15 protein-coding genes are annotated in these 16300 nt (G+C 68.3%); 11 read left to right on the top strand and 4 right to left on the bottom strand.

The window, feature by feature from the left end:
• Positions 1-50 precede the first annotated feature (50 nt).
• Positions 51-2018, bottom strand: coding sequence for a bifunctional tRNA (5-methylaminomethyl-2-thiouridine)(34)-methyltransferase MnmC2/FAD-dependent 5-carboxymethylaminomethyl-2-thiouridine(34) oxidoreductase MnmC1 (mnmC, locus tag AC3AP7_RS16295; RefSeq protein ID WP_475767391.1), 1968 nt, complete (start codon positions 2016-2018; stop codon positions 51-53).
• 299 nt (positions 2019-2317) lie between these two features.
• Between mnmC and AC3AP7_RS16290 the strand changes: the two genes are divergently transcribed.
• Positions 2318-2710, top strand: a complete 393-nt coding sequence (locus tag AC3AP7_RS16290; protein ID WP_475767393.1) for an HU family DNA-binding protein — start codon at positions 2318-2320, stop codon at positions 2708-2710.
• A 181-nt stretch (positions 2711-2891) separates the two neighbouring features.
• Here AC3AP7_RS16290 and AC3AP7_RS16285 read toward each other — a convergent pair whose 3' ends face one another.
• Positions 2892-4151 carry a GTP-binding protein gene (locus AC3AP7_RS16285; protein WP_475767395.1) on the bottom strand — a complete coding sequence of 420 codons (1260 nt, stop codon included), beginning with the start codon at positions 4149-4151 and terminating at the stop codon, positions 2892-2894.
• Between the two features lie 146 nt (positions 4152-4297).
• On the bottom strand, positions 4298-4753 hold the full coding sequence (locus AC3AP7_RS16280; RefSeq protein WP_475767398.1) for a lytic transglycosylase domain-containing protein: 456 nt from the start codon (positions 4751-4753) through the stop codon (positions 4298-4300).
• 494 nt (positions 4754-5247) lie between these two features.
• Here AC3AP7_RS16280 and gspD point away from each other — a divergent pair, with 494 nt between their 5' ends.
• Genes gspD through gspF form a run of 3 tightly spaced genes read left to right on the top strand, consistent with a single transcriptional unit; the run spans position 5248 to position 10320 of the window.
• Positions 5248-7563 carry a type II secretion system secretin GspD gene (gene gspD / locus AC3AP7_RS16275; RefSeq protein WP_475767400.1) on the top strand — a complete coding sequence of 772 codons (2316 nt, stop codon included), beginning with the start codon at positions 5248-5250 and terminating at the stop codon, positions 7561-7563.
• Complete coding sequence (gene gspE, locus AC3AP7_RS16270) at positions 7560-9098, top strand: type II secretion system ATPase GspE (RefSeq protein WP_475767403.1); 1539 nt, start codon at positions 7560-7562, stop codon at positions 9096-9098. Before gspD ends, gspE begins: the two co-directional genes overlap by 4 nt.
• A 4-nt stretch (positions 9099-9102) precedes the next feature.
• Positions 9103-10320, top strand: a complete 1218-nt coding sequence (gspF, locus tag AC3AP7_RS16265; protein WP_475767405.1) for a type II secretion system inner membrane protein GspF — start codon at positions 9103-9105, stop codon at positions 10318-10320.
• Between the two features lie 50 nt (positions 10321-10370).
• On the opposite strand, the gene AC3AP7_RS16260 is transcribed toward gspF, so the two are convergent.
• Complete coding sequence (locus tag AC3AP7_RS16260; RefSeq protein ID WP_475767407.1) at positions 10371-10784, bottom strand: hypothetical protein; 414 nt, start codon at positions 10782-10784, stop codon at positions 10371-10373.
• A 170-nt stretch (positions 10785-10954) separates the two neighbouring features.
• On the opposite strand from AC3AP7_RS16260, the gene gspG reads away from it, so the two are divergent.
• From gspG to AC3AP7_RS16225, 7 genes are all read left to right on the top strand, one after another.
• Positions 10955-11419: a type II secretion system major pseudopilin GspG gene (gene gspG / locus AC3AP7_RS16255; protein WP_475767409.1), complete on the top strand. Its 465-nt coding sequence runs from the start codon at positions 10955-10957 to the stop codon at positions 11417-11419.
• 93 nt (positions 11420-11512) lie between these two features.
• On the top strand, positions 11513-12067 hold the full coding sequence (locus AC3AP7_RS16250) for a GspH/FimT family pseudopilin (protein WP_475767411.1): 555 nt from the start codon (positions 11513-11515) through the stop codon (positions 12065-12067).
• A 109-nt stretch (positions 12068-12176) separates the two neighbouring features.
• Positions 12177-12530 carry a type II secretion system minor pseudopilin GspI gene (gene gspI / locus AC3AP7_RS16245; protein WP_475767413.1) on the top strand — a complete coding sequence of 118 codons (354 nt, stop codon included), beginning with the start codon at positions 12177-12179 and terminating at the stop codon, positions 12528-12530.
• Positions 12508-13185: a PulJ/GspJ family protein gene (locus AC3AP7_RS16240; protein ID WP_475767415.1), complete on the top strand. Its 678-nt coding sequence runs from the start codon at positions 12508-12510 to the stop codon at positions 13183-13185. The genes gspI and AC3AP7_RS16240 overlap by 23 nt, the downstream gene beginning before the upstream one ends.
• Before the next feature lie 3 nt (positions 13186-13188).
• Positions 13189-14316: a type II secretion system minor pseudopilin GspK gene (gspK, locus tag AC3AP7_RS16235; protein WP_475767417.1), complete on the top strand. Its 1128-nt coding sequence runs from the start codon at positions 13189-13191 to the stop codon at positions 14314-14316.
• A gap of 28 nt (positions 14317-14344) precedes the next feature.
• Positions 14345-15796 carry a type II secretion system protein GspL gene (gene gspL, locus AC3AP7_RS16230; RefSeq protein ID WP_475767419.1) on the top strand — a complete coding sequence of 484 codons (1452 nt, stop codon included), beginning with the start codon at positions 14345-14347 and terminating at the stop codon, positions 15794-15796.
• The gene (locus AC3AP7_RS16225; protein ID WP_475767421.1) at positions 15793-16299 is read left to right on the top strand and encodes a type II secretion system protein M; all 507 of its coding nucleotides are present in this window, start codon (positions 15793-15795) and stop codon (positions 16297-16299) included. The genes gspL and AC3AP7_RS16225 overlap by 4 nt, the downstream gene beginning before the upstream one ends.
• Position 16300: the final 1 nt, after the last annotated feature.

Below are 16300 nucleotides of genomic sequence, written 5' to 3'. Positions count from 1 at the left end.
GCTTTGCGTGGATAACCTGTTCCGATGGCGAGGCCGGGTGGCGAGGTGTATCAGATGGCGCTGCCGCGACGCAGCGCGCGCAGCAGAAAGCGCGCGGGATCGATGTCCTCGGCCAGTGGCCGTTCGAGCGGCCACGGTTCGCCGTCGAGTTGCGACGCGATCAGTTCGGCGCCGAGCGCTGCCCACACGAGACCGCGCGAACCGAATGCGAATGCGCCATACAGGCCCGGCGCGCGCGGCAGATCGAGCGGCCACGCGCCGCGCAGCCGGGCGGCATCACGGGTCGCTGTCGCTTCGTCGGCGAGCGCGCCGAGCATCGGCAGACGGTCGCTCGTCACACAGCGAAACGCGACGCGGCCAGCAAGCGGCAGGGGGGGCTGCGCGCGGTATGCCGCGGCGAGCGTGGGCAGCATCTGCGCGAGCCGCTGCAGGTTCTCGTCGTGTCCTGCGGGACGCGTGAGCGGATCGGTGTCGTCGATCTCGTAGGTGGCGCCGATCAGCGTCCGCTGGGCGGGTAACGGGACCGCATATCCGTCGCCGATCACAGGCACGCGCAACGGCGCGCGGTCAGTCGCCGCCAAGACGGTCAACTGGCCGCGCACGCTGCGCGTCGGGGCGTGGTGCAGACCGCCGACTGTCGCTGCCTGATGGGCATTGGCGAAGATCACCACGGGCGCGCAGGCGACAACGTGGCCCGCGCGGTCGAGAACCTGCCATTGGTCGCCCACGCGTTCGATATGCGCGACATCGACGCCCAATCGTGCATCGAGGCGCTCGCCCGCCGCCGCGCATTGCGCGGCGCACAGCGTGGCGGGCTCGATCCAGCCGCCGTGCGGAAAGAACCACCCGCCTTGGGTAACGGGCTGCGTCGCAATCTGCTGCGCGGCGGCCCGATCGACCGCTTTCACATAGTCGGGCGGATAGCCGAAACCGTCGATCGCCGCGGCGACCAGCTCGGCTTCAGCTGCGCTGCCGGCGATCTGCAACAACCCGTGCGCGCCGCGCACGAGCGTGTGTCCTGCCTGCTCCAGCGCGGCCCAACGGCGCAGCGCATACAAAAACCCGTTGCGCGTGATTCGCGAGGCCACGCTGTCGTCGCGCGAAAGCAGCGGGTGATAGACACCCGCCGGATTGCCCGACGCTTCGCTCGCGAGCGCAGCGTGACGCTCCAGCAGCGTGACGTGCCAGCCGCGCGCGGCGAGTCGTTCGACCAGCGCGCAGCCCGCCAGGCCCGCGCCGATCACGACCGCATGGCGCCCAGCGGCGGCGAGCGGCTGCGGCGGTTCGTGCCGGCGCACGCGCCAGCGCGGCGCGAAGTGGCCGCACAGCATCGCGCGCTTGCCGGCAAAGCCGGGTTCCTTGCGATAGACGAAGCCGTTCTGTTCGAGTGCGCGCTTCACGTCGCCCGCGCTCGTGTAGGTGGCAAAGCGTGCGTCGTCGGCGGCGAGGCGCGCGAGCGCCCTGAAAATCGCCGGGCTCCACAGGTCGGGGTTTTTCGCGGGCGCGAAACCGTCGAGATAGAACGCGTCGGCGCGCAGCCAGAGCGCGGGCAGCATCGTGGTGGCGTCGCCGAATGCGAGCGTCAGCGTGACCCGGCCGCCATCGAATTCGAGCCGGTGCAGGCCGGGTACCAGAATCGGCCATGCGTTCGCGAGGAGGCGGCCCAGTTCGGCGACGGTTGCGTCGTCAACGGTCGTCGCATGCGCGCGCAACAGATCGTCGCGCGTAAAAGGATGCTTTTCGGTCGATACGAAATGGAGCCGTTCGCAACGCGCGGGATCGTCGCGCCACGCGGCCCACGTCGTCATGAAGTTGATGCCCATCCCGAAGCCGGTTTCGAGCACCGTGAAAACGGTGCGTCCCTGCCAGCGTTCGGGCAGCCCGTTGCCGCGCAAAAACACGTGCCGCGCCTGCGCGAGCGCGCCGGCGGCGCTGTGATAGATGTCGTCGTGACGGGGGGAAAACGGCGTGCCGTTGTCGAGAAACGCCAGCGTGGCGGGAATGAGCGGATCGGTCATGCGCGGCAGAAAGCGGTTGAACGAGCGTGGCGGGCGCATCGGCACGGCCGCCAAACCAGCTGGCGGCGGGCCTGACAGCCCGCCGGACGTTGGCAAAACCCAACGCTGCGCCCGGTGTGAAACCCTGGTGGCGCGGTCCGCGCGCGGACCGAAACAACAAATTGGGTTAATTCGCCGGAAAACCGCACGAAACCGTGCGCGATTCTGCGAAACCCTTGTCCTGATTGGGTTTGCGCTGCGCTATCATAGCAAGCGCCGCGCAGGGCGGCGGCGGCGCGGCGACCGGGTGTGGAGCCGCCATGCCGCCGGGTCCGGACTGCTCCGAAACCGTTGCTGCTCGACGGCGCGGCCGGCGCACGTATAATCGGCGCGTTCGCGCTGTTCGTGTCAACCTAAACCAGAAAGGAACCTTAATGAACAAACAGGAACTGATCGACGCCGTCGCAGGACAGACGGGCGCCAGCAAGGCTCAAACCGGCGAAACGCTGGACACGCTGCTCGAAGTGATCAAGAAGGCTGTGTCGAAGGGTGAGTCCGTACAGCTGATCGGTTTTGGTAGCTTTGGTTCGGGCAAGCGCGCAGCACGCACCGGCCGCAATCCGAAGACCGGCGAAACCATCAAGATTCCCGCTGCCAAGACCGTCAAGTTCACGGCTGGCAAGGCGTTCAAGGACGCAGTCAACAAGCGCTAGGCCCCCATGCTGCCTGGATGTTGACACCCGCCTTCGGCGGGTTTTTTTTCGTCCGCACTTCGGCTCATTCTTCGGGCCGCCGCTTGGCTGCTTGCTTGACCGCCGCTTGGCTGCTTGCTTGGCCGCCGTTTTTGCCCGCCGTGCGGACAGTGCGCGAGCGGGCGGGTCCGCGCCGCTGCCGTCACGGGTGAAGGATTTCGCTGTCCGCGTGTGGCTCGTCGCCGTCGGACTCCCAGGCCGGGAACGGGTCGTCGAACTGCTGCCAGCCCTGCGGGCCGAGCGCGTACTCGTCGTCGTTCAGCAGACACGCGTCGAACTTCGCCTGCCAGACGGCCGGCTCGATGTCGACGCCGATCATCACCAGTTCCTGACGGCGGTCGCCGATGCGCGTATCCGCCGGGTCGCCGTGCCAGTCCGCGGCGATTTCAGCCGCGAGTTCGGGGTCGTCCGACGGCCATTCGCTGCGCGGCTGCGCGGCCCACCAGACGCCCGCCGGGCCGTGACGGCACGCACCGCCCGCCTGCGACAGCGAACCCGCGAGGTCGTGACGCGTAGCGAGCCAGAAGAACCCCTTGCTGCGCAGCACGCCGCGCCACTCGTCGTGCAGCAGCGTCCACAGCCGCGCCGGATGGAACGGACGGCGCGCCCGGTAGACGAAGTGGCCGATGCCGAATTCGTCCGCTTCGCCGCTGTGACCGTGATCGTGATGCAGCGACGCAAGCCAGCCCGGCGCGCTCGCGGCGGCGTCGAAGTCGAAGCGTTTCGTGTCGAGCACTTCGTCGAGCGGCACGACGCCGAAGCGGCTCACGATCTGCACCGCGCGCGGATTGATGCGCGCGAGGATGCGCTGCAGCCGCGCGAGCGCGTCGGCGCCGACGAGATCGGCCTTGTTGACGACCAGCACGTCGCAGAACTCGATCTGCTCGACCAGCAGCTCGACGAGCGTGCGATCGTCCTCGTCGCTCGCGGCGATTCCGCGCTCGGCGAGCGCGTCGGCGGAGCCGTAGTCGCGCAGGAAATTGAACGCGTCGACGACCGTGACCATCGTGTCGAGCCGCGCGACATCGGACAGCGAGACGCCGTCGTCATCGACGAACGTGAAGGTTTCGGCAATCGGCATCGGCTCGGCGATGCCGGTCGACTCGATCAGGATCGCGTCGAAGCGCTGTTCGGCCGCGAGCCGGCGTATCTCGGTGAGCAGGTCGTCGCGCAGCGTGCAGCAGATGCAGCCGTTCGACATCTCGACGAGTTGCTCCTCGACGTGCGACAGCGCCGCGGCATCGCGCACCAGCGCCGCGTCGATATTGACCGCCGCGAGATCGTTGACGATCACCGCGACGCGCAGCCCGGCGCGGTTCGCGAGAATGTGGTTCAGGAGCGTGGTCTTGCCGGCGCCCAGAAAACCGGAGAGCACGGTGACGGGCAGAGTCGGCTGGTTCATCGCAGTACGGAAAAGCAAGAGGGGTGGGCGCACGGGCCGGGCGCGCGATCCGGCGCGGCGGCGCGGCGGCGTGTCGCGGGACGAACCCGCATTGTGCATCAAAACGCCCGGCAGCCCGTCGCGCGTCCGGCCGCTTCACCACACGCTCACTGTCCAGGCGGCAGCAGCTTCCATTTGCGCAGGATCGCGGCGATCCGATGCGCGTACTGGTCGCGCAGCGCCGGCGTCTCCGAATGATAGGCGCCCACCGCCGCCCATGTATTGCCGTACTTGTCCATCTGCTGGCGCAGGTGCCAGGCGGCGATATAGACGTTCTTGCACGGCTCCATCAGCGTGCTTCTGGAAATGCCGTAATGCGCGAGCGCGGGCAAATGTACCGAGTTGATCTGCATCAGCCCGTAATCGGTCGAGCCGTTCGCGTTCCGGTGCAGCGCCTCGGGCTGGTTGTGCGACTCCTGCCACGCGATTGCGCGCAGGATCAGCGGATTGACCTTGTGATAGCGCGCCGCCTCGTCAAAGCAATCGGCGTGCGCCGGCCGCGCTGCGCAAAGCGTTGCGGCAACAGCGGCGACGGCGACGACGGTCACGAAAGTCGGCTTCATCGGTCAAGATGACTAAGCAACGGGTCAAGGTAAGATTTGGAAAGAAAACGGTACGTCTCGCGCTTGCGCCGGATGTGCGGCGGCACGGGGCCGCGGCGGACATCGGGAAAACCCCCGTGGCGTAACAGGCGTCCGGCATGTGCTTCGGCCCGTATCATACCGGGGCGCGCCGAAGCGTCAAGTTGGCCAGCCGGCAGAGGCAACGCGAAAGACGCGGCGCGCGTGGGGGGACGGCCGTCCGGGCGACCGGAATGGCTTACAAAGTATTAACGCATGGTGAATCGGATTAGAAGAATTGCACCGGAGCGCCGGCTTTGTGACAAATCCGACATCAAAAACTGTTACTGTTCGTTTTTTTGGATCGGGGGCGGACGGCGGCCGGGGTGGCGAGCGCCTGTCCATGCACCGGCGGTCGGCAGACCGGGCGGCGCGCACCCTGCTCCACTGCGCATGACAACTGGCCGCCACGGTGGCCGGTCTCGACATCGAACTCCATGAGAAGAAATCGCAAGGCACTGCGTCGCGTCGCGACGGCGCTGCTGGTGGCTGGAATGGTGAGCTGTCAGCTGGCATACGCCCAGGTGACGCTGAATTTCGTCAACGCCGACATCGACCAGGTGGCGAAGGCTATCGGTGCGGCGACCGGCAAAACGATCATCGTCGACCCGCGCGTGAAGGGTCAGCTGAACCTCGTATCGGAAAATCCGGTGCCGGAAGAGCAGGCGCTGAAGACGCTGCAAGCCGCGCTGCGCATGCAGGGCTTCGCGCTCGTGCAGGATCACGGCGTGCTGAAAGTCGTGCCCGAGGCCGATGCGAAGCTGCAGGGCGTGCCGACTTACATCGGCAATCAGCCGGTTGCGCAGGGTGATCAGGTGATCACCCAGGTGTTCCAGCTGAAGAACGAATCGGCCAGCAACGTGCTGCCGATCCTGCGTCCGCTGATCTCGCCGAGCAACACGGTCGCCGCGTATCCGGCCAACAACACGATCGTCGTGACCGATTATGCGGACAACGTCCGGCGCATCGCGCGGATCATCGAGGGCATCGATACGGCCGCGGGCCAGCAGGTCCGCGTCGTGCCGCTGAGAAACGCGAATGCGCTCGACGTCGCGCCGGAAATGGCGAAGATGCTCGATCCGGGCGCGATCGGCGCATCCGACCCGACGCTGAAGATTTCGGTGGTCGCCGATCCGCGCACCAACTCTCTGCTGCTGCGCGCATCGAACGCGCAGCGCCTCGCATCGGCGGTCGAACTCGCGCAGCAGCTCGACCAGCAGACCGCGGCACCGGGCAACATTCACGTCGTCCATCTGCGCAACGCGGACGCGACCGCGCTTGCGAAGACGCTGCGCGGCATGCTCGGCAAGGGCGACAGCGGCGGCAGCGCGTCGTCGTCGAGCGCGAGCAAATTCAGCCAGAACAATACGTCGGGCAGCGGGTCGACCGGCGCGTCCGGCACCCCGCCGCTGCCGACGTCGATGTCGGGCAATGCGTCCGGCAGCAATCCGATGGGCGGCGGCAGCGCGAGCGGCACGAACACCGAGCTGCCGAGCGACAAGGAGGACGCCTCCGACAATCAGCCCGGCGGCATGATCCAGGCCGACCCCGCGACCAACTCGCTGATCATCACCGCATCCGACCCGGTCTATCGCAATCTGCGCACGGTGATCGACGAACTCGACCAGCGCCGCACCCAGGTCTATATCGAAGCGCTGATCGTGCAACTGAGCGCGCAGACGAGTTCGAGCCTCGGCATCCAGTGGCAGGGCGCGCTGCTGTCGCAGGGGGGCAATAACGGCGTCTACGGCGGCAGCAACTTCAATACGTCGACGAGCCAAGGCATCGTCAACCTGACCGGCGAAGGCTATCTGATCGGACAGAATCCGTCGACGGTGCTGTCGAATTCGACCAGCCTGCTCAACAACGGCCTGAACATCGGCATCCTGCACAAGTTCGGCAGCTACTTTGGCCTGGGCGGCCTGCTGCAGGCGCTGTCGACGTCCAGCGACGCCGACGTGCTGTCGACGCCGAACCTGATCACGCTCGACAACCAGGAAGCGAAGATCGTCGTCGGCCAGAACGTGCCGGTCGAAACTGGTTCCTATGCAACGCCGACCGCGACCACCGGCAGTTCGGTCACCGCGTTCAACACGTACGACCGCGAGGACGTCGGCACGGTGCTGCACGTGAGGCCGCAGATCACCGCGGGCGGGCTGCTGAAGCTGGAGCTTTACACCGAGGTGTCGAGCGTCGACCAGACGACGATCAACAATCCGGGCGGCGTGACGATCGACAAGCAGTCGGTGCAGTCGACGGTGCTCGCGAACAACGGCCAGATCATCGTGATCGGCGGCCTGATGCAGGATAACTACTCGGGCGGCGCGAACAAGGTGCCGCTGCTCGGCGACATCCCGTGGATCGGCCAGTTGTTCCGCTCGGAGAACAAGACGCGCACGAAGACCAACCTGATGGTGTTCCTGCGCCCGGTGATCGTCAGTTCCGAAGCGGACAGCGACGCGATCGCAATGCAGCGCTACGACTACATGCGCGAGCAGCAGCTCGGCTACACGACCGATAACCGCGTGGTCCGCGACAAGGATGTGCCGGTGATTCCGGCGCCGCCCCCGCCCGGCACGCCGCCGGTCGACGGGCTGTTCAACATGAACCAGATGACGCGCCCGCCGCAGGAAGCGCCGCCGCCGGGCTCGCCGACGTCGCCGCCGGCGCAGGTGCCGGCGCTGCAGCCGGTCGCCGAGCCGCCCGTCGCCGCATCGTCGGCGCAGACGCTCGCGCCCGGAGCGCGGCCGTGAACACGCCGCGTCACGCGTCGTCCGCCACGGCGTCGTCCGGTGCGGCCGCCGTGCCGCTTGCGGGCGCAGAGGATGCCGCGCGCGCCACGCCCTCGCCGCTCGCCGCGCGGCTCGTGCCGTACGGCTTCGCGCGCAGCGGCCAGATCCTCGTCGCGCAGCAGCACGCGGACGGCCTCGAAGTGTGGATCAGCGAGCGCACGAGCGATGCCGCGCTCGCCGAGATTGCCCGCAATTTCGGCGCGCTGTCGGTCGTGCGCGTGCCGGCCGACGAACTCGCGCAGGCGATCAATCAGGCGTATGCGCGCCATGACGGCAGCGCTGCGCAGATCGTCGGCGAGGTCGAGGGCGAGGTCGATCTGTCGCGCCTGATGCAGGAGATTCCCGAAGTCGAGGATCTGCTGGAGTCGGAGGACGATGCGCCGATCATCCGCATGATCAACGCGCTGCTCACGCAGGCCGCGCGCGAGCAGGCGTCGGACATTCACATCGAGCCGTTCGAGAACGCGTCGGTGGTGCGGTTTCGCGTCGACGGCACGCTGCGCGACGTGGTGCGTCCGAAAAAGGCGCTGCACGGCGCGCTGATTTCGCGCATCAAGATCATGGCGCAGCTCGATATCGCCGAAAAGCGCCTGCCGCAGGACGGCCGCATCACGCTGCGCGTCGGCGGCCGGCCGGTCGACGTGCGGGTTTCGACGCTGCCCACCGGCCACGGCGAGCGCGCGGTGCTGCGTCTGCTCGAAAAGGACGCGACGCGGCTGAATCTCGAAGCGCTCGGCATGGGCGCGGATACGCTGGCGAAGTTCGACCGGCTGATCGGGCGGCCGCACGGAATCGTGCTCGTCACCGGGCCGACCGGTTCCGGCAAGACCACGACGCTGTATGCGTCGCTCTCGCGGCTCGAAACCACGACGTCGAACATCATGACGGTCGAGGATCCGATCGAATACGACCTGTCGGGCATCGGCCAGACGCAGGTGAACGAGCGCATCGGCATGACCTTCGCGCGCGCGCTGCGCTCGATCCTGCGTCAGGATCCGGACATCATCATGATCGGCGAAATCCGCGATCTCGAAACCGCGCAGATCGCGGTGCAGGCGTCGCTGACGGGCCACCTCGTGCTCGCGACGCTGCACACGAACGATGCGGCATCCGCGGTGACGCGCCTGACCGACATGGGCGTGGAGCCGTACCTGCTGGCGTCGTCGCTGCTCGGCGTGCTCGCGCAGCGGCTCGTGCGCTGTCTGTGCGCGGCGTGCCGCGAAGCGCGCGTCGAAGACGACGGCCGCACGTCGTGGCATCCGGTGGGCTGCGACAAGTGCGGCCATTCCGGCTACGTGGGCCGGCGCGGCGTCTATGAGCTGCTGCTGATCGACGACACCGTCCGCACGCTGATCCACCGCAACGCCGCGGACGCCGAGATTCTCGCCGCGGGCCGCGCACACGGCATGCTGACGCTGCGCGAGGACGCGCAGCGCTGGCTCGAGAGCGGCGTTACGTCGCTCGAAGAAGTGATTCGCGTGACGGGCGGAGCGTAAGCGCATGCCAGCTTTTCGCTTTGAAGCAATCGATGCGGCCGGCAAGGCGCAAAAAGGCGTGCTCGATGCGGACAGCGCGCGCGGCGCACGTACGCATCTGCGCAGCCAGGGGCTGACGCCGCTCGTCGTCGAGCCGGCGGCGAGCCGCACGCGCGGCGAACGCGAGCAGCGCCTCGCGCTCGGCCGGCGCCTGTCGCAGCGCGAGCAGGCGATCCTCACGCGGCAGCTCGCGAGCCTGCTGATCGCCGGCCTGCCGCTCGACGAAGCGCTCGCGGTGCTGACCGAGCAGGCGGAGCGCGACTACATCCGCGAACTGATGGCGTCGATCCGTGCGGAGGTGCTGGGCGGCCACTCGCTCGCGAACGCGCTGATGCAGCATCCGCGCGATTTCCCGGAGATCTATCGCGCGCTCGTCGCGGCCGGCGAGCATACCGGCAAGCTCGGCCTCGTGCTGTCGCGCCTCGCCGACTACATCGAGCAGCGCAACGCGCTGAAGCAGAAGATCGTGCTCGCGTTCACGTATCCGGCGATCGTCACGATGATCGCGTTCGGCATCGTCACGTTCCTGCTCAGCTACGTGGTGCCGCAGGTCGTCAATGTGTTCGCGAACTCGAAGCAGCAGTTGCCGCTCGTCACCGTGATGATGATGGCGCTGTCGGGCTTCGTGCGGCACTGGTGGTGGGCGGTGCTGATCGCCGTCGCGGTGCTTGGGTACGCGATCCGCTCGGTGCTCGCGCAGCCCGGGCCGCGTCTCGCGTTCGACCGCTGGCTGCTCGGCGCGCCGCTTGCGGGCAAGCTGGTGCGCGGCTACAACACGGTGCGCTTCGCGAGCACGCTCGGCATTCTGACCGCCGCGGGCGTGCCGATCCTGCGCGCGCTGCAGGCGGCCGGCGAAACGCTCAGCAATCGCGCGATGCACGCGAACATCGAAGAGGCGATCGTGCGGGTGCGCGAAGGCACGTCGCTGTCGCGCGCGCTCGGCAACACGAAGACGTTTCCGCCGGTGCTCGTCCACCTGATCCGTTCGGGCGAAGCGACCGGCGATGTGACGACCATGCTCGATCGCGCCGCCGAGGGCGAAGCGAGCGAACTGGAGCGGCGCACGATGTTCCTCACGAGCCTGCTCGAACCGCTGCTGATTCTCGCGATGGGGGGCGTGGTGCTGGTGATCGTGCTGGCGGTGATGCTGCCGATCATCGAACTGAACAACCTCGTGCAGTGAGCGGCGCGCGGCTGTTGCGACGCTGCCGACGGGCCCGACGCGCCCGCCGCTCAGCGAACGAAGACGGTGGTATTGCTGGCGGTAGCGGGCAGGTAGATTTCGGAGCGCGTACCGTTGCGCTCGATCACGATCGAGCGCGCATGCACGGCGGCGAGCTTCGTGCCCTGCATGATCGGGCCGCCGAGCGCGACCGCGTGCGGCGGTTCGCCGCCGCTGCTGACGATGGCGGCGGCGCCTTCGCGCAGCGCAAGGATGCCGAACAGGTGGATGTCCTGGTTGGCGGTGCGCTGCAGCTGTCCGCCGAACAGCGTGCCCGCCTCGTCGACCGGCACGGGCGCGCGCACCTCGGCGGCCGGCACCGGCGCACCCGACAGCGCGGTGAGCGTGACGACCCAGTAGGTGAGCGTCGCGCAGAACACGGCGAACAGGGCCAGCGACAGGAGGCGGATTTGAGTGGCGTTCATGCGCGTCATTGTACGGACTATTGTGAAATTTGCGTTGGGGTGAAACCCTTCGGGCGCGTGACATTAAAATGACCGGCCGGGCGTGTTAAACCGGGCGCGGTCGCGCACCTTGCGGCGCAATCGCGCCATGCCTTCGGGATCGAACATCTTCAGTCAAGAGGTAGCTAGCTATGCAAATGTGGAGCGCTCGCCGCGCCAATGTCGCGGGTCTGCACAGCCGTCGTCAACGCGGCTTCACGCTGATCGAAGTGATGGTCGTGATCGCGATTCTCGGCATTCTCGCCGCGCTGATCGTGCCGAAGATCATGAGTCGTCCCGATGAAGCGCGGCGCGTTGCCGCGAAGCAGGACATCGCGACGATCATGCAGGCGCTAAAGCTGTATCGCCTCGATAACGGCCGCTATCCGACCCAGGACCAGGGGTTGCGCGCGCTCGTCGAGAAGCCGACAACCGATCCCATCCCGAACGACTGGAAAGACGGCGGCTATCTCGAACGCCTGCCGAACGATCCGTGGGGCAATCCGTATCAGTACCTGAATCCGGGTGTGCACGGCGAGATCGATGTGTTCAGTTATGGCGCCGACGGCAAGCCCGGGGGTGAGGGCAACGATGCCGATATAGGGTCGTGGCAATAGACGACCCCGTTGCGCGAACAGGCTGCGGTCCGTTCGCGCACGGTCCTGTGCCATCCTTCCTGTGCCATCCTCTATCCGACTGACGCTGGCCCCATGCGCACGTTCGCCCGTCCTCCCGGTTTCGCCCGCGCTTGCGCAGCGGCGCCTTCGCACGCGCCCGCGCGGCGGCGTGCGCGCGATGGGCGCCTCACCCGCCGCGCGCACGACGGATTCACGCTGCTCGAAATGCTGGTGGTGCTGGTGATCGCGGGTCTGCTGGTGTCGCTCGCATCGCTGGCGGTGACGCGCAATCCGCGCGCCGATCTGCACGAGGAGGCGCAGCGTCTTGCGCTGCTGTTCGAGTCGGCGAGCGACGAAGCCCAGGTCCGCGCGCGGCCGATCGCGTGGCAGCCGCAAAACGGCGGGTTTCGCTTCGATATCCGCACGAGCGACGGCTGGCGGCCGTTGCGCGACGATCTGTTCCGGCCGCGCCGCTGGGACGGCGGCGTGACCGGCGTGTCGATCGTCTATCCGGGTTCGGATGCGCATCCGTCGCGCATCGTGTTCGGCACGGAGAGCATCGATGCGCCGTTGCAGGTCACGCTGTTTTCGGCGGCCGGCGAGGCGACCATCGTCGGGACCGGCAATGGCCGCTACGAGGTGCGCTGAGATGGCGCGTCATGCGTGTCAGGCGGGCCCCGCACGGGGTTGCGGCGTCCCGGCGGCGTCCCGCGCGCGCGCACGCTGCGGCCGGCGCGGCGCGGCGCGCGGCTTTACGATGATCGAGGTGCTGGTGGCGCTCGCGATCATCGCGGTGGCGCTTGCCGCGGCGCTGCGCGCGGTGGGCAGTCTCGCGTCGAGCGAGGTCGAGCTGCACCGGCGGCTGCTCGCCGGGTGGAGCGCCGACAACGCGCTTGCGCAGCTCGCGCTCGACCATGCATGGCCGCAACTCGGAGCCACCCGCTTCGACTGCTCGCAGGGGAATCTGCAGTTGCTCTGTACGGAACGCGTGACGGCGACGCCGAATCCGATATTCCGCCGCGTCGAGGTGTCGGTGACGACGCCGGGCCGCTCCGGCAGTCTCGCCCAGATGGTGACGGTGGTGGCCAATGAAACGAACCGTTCGCTGTAAGCGCGGCCCGCGCGCGCCGCAGCGCGGCTTCACGCTGATCGAGCTGATGGTGGCGATCGCCATCCTCGCGGTGATTGCGGTGCTGTCGTGGCGCGGGCTCGATCAGATCATCCGCGCGCGGCAGACGATCACGAGCGCAATGGAGGACGAGCGGGTATTCGCGCAGCTGTTCGACCAGATGCGCATCGACGCGCGCGAGGCGGCCAGCGACGACGAAACCGGCGCGCCCGCGATCTCGGTGCAGGGCAACGCGCTGCAGATCGTGCGCACGCTGCGGATTCCGGACACGGCGCCGCGCCTGCAGGTGATCCGCTACGTGATCTCGCAGGGACGCGTGGTGCGCTACGCATCGCCGCCGCTCGCGAACGTGGGCGAGCTGCAGCGCGCGCTGCGCGGCGGCGAGGGCGACGACTGGAGCGCGGTGCCGCTGATGCGCGGCATCGGCACGATTTCCGCGCTGATGTACGTGCCGAAGGTCGGCTGGACGTCGCAGATGAACGAAGTGCGCAAGGCGATCCAGCAGAACGACAATAACCTGCGGGTGCCGCAACTGGGCAACGCGCCGTTGCCGCGCTCGGTGACCGGGCTCGAAGTGGTGATCGGCGCGCCCTCGCTCGCGCGGCCGGTCACGCGCGTGTTTCTGGTCGGGGAGTGAACGATGCCGTTTGCCGTGTTACCGCCGGTTCCGGACACGCCGCTCGCGATGCGGGCAGCGCGGCAGCGCGGCGTCGCGATCATCAGCGCGCTGCTCGTCGTCGCGCTGTCGGCAATTCTCGTGTCCGGCATCCTGTGGCGCCAGCAGGTGCAGATTCGCCGCATCGAAAACCAGCGGCTGCTGTCGCAGGCATTGTGGATCGAGCGCGGCGCGCTCGCGTGGACCCGCCTGATCCTGCGCTCCGAGGCCGACACGTCGGCCGGCATCACGTATCTCGGCGGCGTCTGGAGCGTGCCGATCGCGCGTACGCGGCTGTCCGATTTTCTGGGCCAGATCGGCGAGGTGCGCGCGCAGCAGGGCGCGCAGACTTATCTGTCCGGCTCGATCGAGGACGCCCAGGCGCGCTTTAACCTGCGCGATCTCGTCGCGAGTCCGGCGCCGGGGATGCTGCAACTGAACGTCGAGCAGATCGCGGCGTTCCAGCGCCTGCTCGGGCTGCTCGGCATGAACGGACAGCTCGCGAAGAACGTGGCGGTGCAGATGCGTAACGGCCTCGCGCTGTCGGCCACGCGTTTTCAGACCGCGCCGGCCACGACGGGCGCCGCCGGCACCGCGCAGACACCGCTGCTGCTCGGCGGCGCGGTCGGCGGCAACACCTTCACGAACAAGCCCGGCCTCGACGACGATGACGACAACGCGGCGGTCGCGCCGCTGCAGATGACGAGCGTCGACTCGCTGCTCGACGTGCCGGGCTTCACGCCGGCGATGGTCGAGCGCCTGCGTCCGTTCGTGACCGTGCTGCCCACCACGACGGCGGTCAACATGAACACCGCGTCGGCGGAGGTGATCGCCGCGGTCGTGCCGGGGATGAACCTGTCGAATGCGCAGGCGTTCGTCGCGCGCCGCGATACGGTGTTCTTCCGCAACGTGGGCGACGTGCAGCTCGCGTTGCAGGCGGTCGGCGTCACGCAGATCGCGATCGATCCGAGCCTGTTCGACGTGAATACCAGCTATTTTCTGCTTCACGGACGCGTGCAGCACGAGCGCGCGGAAGTGGACCGCACGACGCTGATCTACCGCGATCCGCTGACCCATACGACACGCGTCGTGCGCGTCACGGATCAGCTATGAACAACGCCTTTTCCCAAGAGAGTGGTCTTTGAGCACGCTGATCGTTCTATTGCCGCCGCGTGATCCGGCGGTGCCGTCGCAGGAATGGCAGTTGCCGGAACTGCCCTTCCTGCTGCTCGACAAATCGGGGCGCACGCAGCGCGCCGGCCGCTCGTCGCTCGGGCTGCTGCCGCGCGCGTCGTCGACCGTGCTGATGCTCGCCGCGCGCGACCTGCTGCTGATGAGCGCCGCGTTGCCGCCGCTCAAAGGCCAGCGGCTACGCCAGGCCTTGCCGAACGTGGTCGAGGATCAACTGATCCAGGATCCGCAGACCTGTCACATCGCGCTCGATCCCGAGCCGCCCGAAGGCGGCCGGCAGCGGCTCGCCGTGATCGATCGCGGCTGGTTCCGCTACCTCTGCGAAGCATTTGCCGAGGCGGGCCATCGCAATCTGCGCGCGGTGCCGGTCACGCGCTGCCTGCCCGACGCGCCGGCCGCGCCGACGCCGGCCGGCACGGACGCTGGCACCGGCACCGGCACTGGCACCGGCACCGGCACTGGCACCGGCACCGGCACCGGCACCGGCACCGGCAGCGGCAGCGGCAGCGGCACCGGCACCGGCAGCGGCGACACGGCGCTGGCCGCCGCCGATGCGGCGACCGCGCAGCCGGTGGTCGCCGCCGTCCTCGGCGTCGCGGTTTCCACGGCGCCGGGGCTCGTCGACGACGTGCTGACGCCTGCGTCCTCGGTGCGCGTGGAGCTGGCGCTCGCGCGCGGGCTGCACGGGGAAGGCATGGCCGTGCCCGTCGCGAGCGTGCATGCGACGCTGGCGGCGCTGGCGGGCGCCGCGCCCGTCACGCTCTATCTGTTCACGGACGTGCCGGGCAGCGAACCCGCGCTCGGCGCGCACGGGCACAGTGGGCTGGCCGCGCAGATCGGCGGCGTGCAGCCGCTGACGTTCGATGCGCTTGCGCGACGCGCGCTCGCGTGCCGCTTCGACCTGTGCCAGTTCGAGTTCGCGGTGCAGCCGTGGCGCATCGATCGCGCGACGTTGCGGCGTCTGCGCGTGCCGATCGCGTTCGCGGCGGCCGCGCTCGTCATCGCGGTCATCGGTACGAACGTGCAATGGCTGATGCTGTCGAGGCAGCGCGACGCGATCGACGCGCAGATGACCGAGACCCTGCTGAACACGTTTCCGAAAACGACCGTCGTGCTCGATGCGCCCGGACAGATGTCGCGGCAAATGCAGCAACTGCGCGTGGCCGCCGGCGAGCTGTCGCCGGACGATTTCCTGTCGCTTGCCGCGGCGTTCGCGCGCGCGCTCGGGCCGGTGCCGGTCAACGGCATCGCTGCGCTCGACTATCACGACCATCGTCTCGACGTCACCTTCAAGCCGGAGGTCAAGGTCGACTCCGCGCTCGCGCAGCGTCTCGCGCGCAACGGGCTGAGCGGCACGATCGACAGCAGCACCGGCAAATGGACCATCAGGAGCGGACAATGAAAGGCGAACTGGCGCAGGCGTGGGCCGGCTTCTGGGACGGGCGCAACGAGCGCGAAAAGCGCCTGTTGACGTGGGGCGGCGCGGCCGTGGTGGTCGTGTTCGCGTGGTCGGTGCTGTGGGCACCGGCGCAGCAGGGCAGCGCGCACCTGCGCGAGACGCTGCCCGCGCTGCAAGGCGAGCTTGCGCAAATGACCGCGCAGGCGCAGGAAGCACGCCGCCTGCAGGCCGCCGCGCAGGGCGTCGCGCCGACCGGCGGCGCGCTGAAGGACGCCTTGAGCACGTCGCTCGCGAGCCACGGGCTCGCGCCGCTGCAGGTGCAGCAGATCGGCAGCGGCGTGCAGATCCAGCTGAAGAACGCGTCGTTTCCGGCCTGGACCGGTTGGGTCGACGACGTGCGGCGCCAGTTCAAGGTGCAGGTCGCCGAAGCGCACATCAGCGCGTTGAAGGAAGATGGCCAGGTCGATCTGACCGCGACGCTGCAGCCGTCGGATGCCGGCAAGTGAC

Source organism: Paraburkholderia sp. PAMB 6770, from assembly GCF_057748135.1.
The sequence above is the reverse complement of the archived record's forward strand: the minus strand, read 5'-3'. Positions and strand labels throughout refer to the sequence as shown.